This is a genomic window from Streptomyces sp. NPDC059398 (assembly GCF_042751845.1).
Taxonomy (GTDB): Bacteria; Actinomycetota; Actinomycetes; order Streptomycetales; family Streptomycetaceae; genus Streptomyces.
On sequence record NZ_JBHYWP010000188.1, the window covers coordinates 1 to 4,505 of the forward strand.

Sequence of the window (4,505 nt, forward strand, 5' to 3'; positions counted from 1 at the left end):
CCCCGCGCGGCCCGCCGCGGGGGGGGGGGGGGGGCGGGGGGCGCGCCGCGCCGCCCCCCCCCCCCCCCCCCCAACCCCCGGAGTGTGCCGGTCAGCCCCTGGAGCGGCTCCGGCCGGGCGGGATCAGACCAGGTCGAAGCGGTCCAGGTCCATGACCTTGGCCCAGGCCGCGACGAAGTCCGTCACGAACTTCTGCTTCGCGTCGTCGCTCGCGTAGACCTCGGCGAGGGCACGGAGTTCGGAGTTGGAGCCGAAGACCAGGTCGGCGCGGGTGCCGGTCCACTTGACCTGGCCGGACGCGTCGCGGGCCTCGAACTCGTCCTGCGCCGACGTCGTCGACTTCCAGGTGAGGTCCATGTCGAGCAGGTTCACGAAGAAGTCGTTGGTCAGCGTGCCGGGACGGTCGGTGAGGACGCCGTGTTCCGAGCCGCCGGTGTTGGCGCCCAGCACCCGCAGACCGCCGACCAGGACCGTGGTCTCCGGGGCGCTCAGCGTCAGCAGGTTGGCCCGGTCGAGGAGTAGATACTCGGCGGGCAGGCGGCTGCTCTTGCCGGCGTAGTTGCGGAAGCCGTCGTACGCGGGTTCCAGCGCGGCGAAGGACTCGACGTCCGTCTGGTCCTGCGTGGCGTCGACCCGGCCCGGGGTGAACGGCACCTGTACCTCGACGCCGGCGTCCGCGGCCGCCCGCTCGACGGCCGCGTTGCCCGCGAGCACGATCAGGTCGGCCAGTGAAACCTGCTTGCCGCCCTTGGCGTTGAAGGATTCCTGCACACCTTCCAGCGCGCGCAGGACCTGGGCCAGCTCGTCCGGGTCGTTCGCCTCCCAGCCGCGCTGCGGCTCCAGACGGATCCGGGCGCCGTTGGCACCGCCACGCTTGTCGCTGCCGCGGAAGGACGCGGCCGAGGCCCAGGCGGCCGAGACCAGCTGTGCCACCGTCAGGTCCGTGGCGTGTACCTGCTCCTTGAGCGCGGTGATCTCCGCGGCGTCCAGCGGCTCACCGGTGCGCGCGGGCAGCGGGTCCTGCCACAGCAGCACCTCGGAGGGGACCTCCGGGCCCAGGTAGCGCTGGATCGGGCCCATGTCACGGTGCGTCAGCTTGTACCAGGCACGCGCGAAGGCGTCCGCGAACTCGTCCGGGTTCGCCTGGAAGCGGCGCGAGATCTGCTCGTAGGCCGGGTCGAAGCGCAGCGACAGGTCGGTGGTGAGCATCTGCGGCTTGTGCTTCTTCGACGCGTCGTGCGCGTCCGGGACGGTCGCCTCCGCGTCCTTGGCGACCCACTGGTGGGCGCCGGCCGGGGACTTGGTCAGCTCGTACTCGTAGGCGAAGAGGTTGTGGAAGAACTCGTTGCCCCACTTGGTCGGGGTGCTGGTCCAGGTCACCTCAAGACCGCTGGTGATGGCGTCCCCGCCCTTGCCCGTCCCGTACGAGTTGCGCCAGCCCAGGCCCTGCTCCTCCAGCGGGGCGCCCTCGGGGTCCGCGCCGACGCTCTCGGCCGGGCCCGCGCCGTGCGTCTTGCCGAAGGTGTGACCACCGGCTATGAGCGCGACGGTCTCCTCGTCGTTCATCGCCATCCGGCGGAAGGTCTCGCGGATGTCGCGGGCTGCCGCGACCGGGTCCGGATTGCCGTTGGGGCCCTCGGGGTTGACGTAGATCAGGCCCATCTGGACCGCGCCGAGCGGATTCTCCAGCTCACGGTCGCCGGTATAGCGCTCGTCGTCGAGCCAGGTGGTCTCCGGGCCCCAGTAGACGTCCTCCTCCGACTCCCAGACGTCCTCGCGGCCACCGGCGAAGCCGAAGGTCTTGAGGCCCATGGTCTCCAGCGCGACGTTGCCGGTGAGGATCAGCAGGTCGGCCCAGGAGAGCGCCTGGCCGTACTTCTTCTTGACCGGCCACAGCAGACGGCGGGCCTTGTCCAGGTTGCCGTTGTCCGGCCAGCTGTTCAACGGGGCGAAGCGCTGCTGACCGGCGCCCGCGCCACCGCGGCCGTCACTGATGCGGTACGTGCCGGCGCTGTGCCAGGCCATCCGGATCATCAGGGGCCCGTAGTTGCCGAAGTCGGCCGGCCACCAGTCCTGCGACGTGGTGAGGACCGCGGCGATGTCCTGCTTCACCGTGGGCAGGTCGAGCGCCTGGAACGCGGCCGCGTAGTCGAAGTCCGCACCGAGCGGGTTCGCCACGGCGGGGTTCTTGGCGAGGATCTTCAGGTTGAGGCGGTCCGGCCACCACTGGCGGTTCCCGCCGCCCTGGGTGGGGTGCGCCGCGCGGCCGTGGGCCACGGGGCAGCCGCTCGCTTGTGCCTCGGGCACCTCGGGTATGGCCGTTTCGGGCGAATCCGGGGTGACGGGGTCGAAGACATGCGACTCGTGGTTCTCGGTCATGGCAATCCTTCCGGACCCGGCGGGTCGTGGGGCGCTGAACGGGGGAGGAGGATTCGGGCCGTGCAGAAGGGGCACGCTGTGGTGCAGGGCCTCGCGCGGGCCGACCGGGCGCCTCACGGACCACCGGACCGGACGGTCCCGGGCGGTGCGACGAGGACGATGCTGGGCCGGCGGGTGGCACTGCGCGGTCGACCGGCGGTGTCCCGTCATGTGTCTCTGCTGCCGTACCGGAGTCTTCCTGTCTCTTGGATGTCGCCGGGATCGATCCTACGATGGACTTCGTCCAAGTCAAGAAGTGCGCTAAAACCATAAAAAGACCGGGGTGCGGCGTCGTCGGATCCTTCGCGGGGCCGCGTGTCCCCCGTGGAGCGGAGCGGGTGAAACGAGATGAGCGACCTCCTTCAACGCCTGCGCGGCCGTGACTGGCGGTTGACCTCGCAGCGGCGTGTCGTCGCGGAGGTCCTCGACGGCGACCATGTGCACCTGACGGCGGACGAGGTGCATCTGCGGGCCGCCGCGCGACTGCCCGAGATCTCCCGGGCGACCGTCTACAACACGCTGGGGGAACTCGTCGCGCTCGGCGAGGTGCTTGAGGTCTCCACGGTGGGCCGGGCCAAGCGGTACGACCCGAACGCGCGCCGCCCTCATCAGCATCTGGTGTGCTCCGGCTGCGGCACGGTCCGCGACGTCCACCCGGCCGGCGACGCCCTCGGCGACCTGCCCGATGCCGAGCGGTTCGGGTTCGCCGTCGGCTCGGTGGAGATCACCTACCGCGGTCTGTGCCCGGCCTGCGTCTGACCGCGGCGGGTCCACGCCCCTTCCGGCTGAATCCGGCCGGCAGGTCCCGGCAGAGACTGAACCCGGCAGAAAGTGAACCTGACAGAAACTGAACCCGACAGAAACTGAATCCGGCCGACTGAACCCGGCGGAATCCGGTTGCCCTCAAGTCCTTCTGTCCCAAGGGAGGCAGGCGGCCCCGAACAGGCAAGATCCCGGGCGTCATATGCGGCTGGGCTGTCCCGGACGGTCACCCGCATTGCTTCCCCGTACCTTCCTGCGGCTAGTTTGTGTGCAGGACAGGTACGCGGAACCGGGTGGCCGGTGTGCACGGGAGACGGGAGGTCGGGAAGAGTGTCGCTGCGCGAAGGTGATCCGGCCGAGATCGGCGGTTATCCGCTTGAGGCCCGACTCGGCTCGGGTGGCATGGGCACGGTCTTTCTGGCCCGTACGAGCTCCGGGCGTCCTGTCGCGATCAAGCTGATCCACCAGCAGTTCGCGGGGGACGACGAGTTCCGTATCCGCTTCCGGCAGGAGGTCGCGGCGGCGAGGCGGGTGAGCGGCGCGTTCACCGCCGCCGTGGTCGACGCCGCGCCCGAGGCCCCGCAGCCGTGGATGGCGACGACGTATATCGAGGGGCAGACGCTCGCCCAGCGCATCGCGACGGACGGCCCGCTGAACGGGGCTGAACTGCGGAGGCTCGCCATCGGGCTGGCCGAGGCGCTGCGCGACATCCACCGGGTGGGCGTCGTCCACCGTGACCTGAAGCCCTCGAACGTCGTGCTCTCGCCCGAGGGTCCCCGCGTCATCGACTTCGGCATCTCGCGCGCCATCGACCAGCAGACGCTGACGATGACGGGGCGGGTCATCGGGACGCCGCCTTTCATGTCGCCGGAGCAGTTGCAGGCGCCGCGTGGTGTGGGCCCGGGGTCGGATGTCTTCTCGCTGGGGACGCTGCTGGTGTACTCCGCGACGGGTCATGGGCCCTTCGACGCGGACAGCCCGTACATGACCGCGTACCAGGTGGTGCACGACGAGCCCTCGCTGGGCGCCGTGCCGGTGGCTCTGCGCGAGGTCGTCGAGCCGTGTCTGGACAAGGAGCCCGAGGGGCGCCCGTCGGCTGAAGAACTCCTCGTACTGCTGCGGGACCTGCCGGCCGACCTCGGCGGGACCGACGCGGACGCCGACGCCGTCGGCGCGGGCCGTACCCGCGACATGATCACCCTGCATCACCAGGCCACGCCCGCCACCCCGGCTCCCGGCACCGGGGCGCCTGCCGCCACGGCTCCTGGCACCGGAGCGGCTGCCGCCCCGGGCACCGACTCGGCCGGACCCGTCACGGCGACCAC

The 4,505-nt window shown here is 71.0% G+C and carries 3 protein-coding genes; 2 read left to right on the forward strand and 1 reads right to left on the reverse strand.

Features of this window, described 5'->3' with window-relative positions:
• Positions 1-123 precede the first annotated feature (123 nt).
• A complete protein-coding gene (gene katG, locus ACFXBC_RS34725; RefSeq protein ID WP_385033995.1) occupies positions 124-2,379 on the reverse strand; it encodes a catalase/peroxidase HPI in 2,256 nt (751 codons plus the stop codon).
• Positions 2,380-2,766: 387 nt separating this feature from the next.
• Between katG and ACFXBC_RS34730 the strand changes: the two genes are divergently transcribed.
• Together ACFXBC_RS34730 and ACFXBC_RS34735 are read left to right on the forward strand one after the other, a co-directional pair.
• Positions 2,767-3,177, forward strand: a complete 411-nt coding sequence (locus ACFXBC_RS34730; RefSeq protein ID WP_385033998.1) for a Fur family transcriptional regulator — start codon at positions 2,767-2,769, stop codon at positions 3,175-3,177.
• A 333-nt stretch (positions 3,178-3,510) separates the two neighbouring features.
• Positions 3,511-4,505, forward strand: a 995-nt coding sequence (locus ACFXBC_RS34735) for a serine/threonine-protein kinase (RefSeq protein WP_385034001.1), incomplete at its 3' end; no start/stop codon positions are given.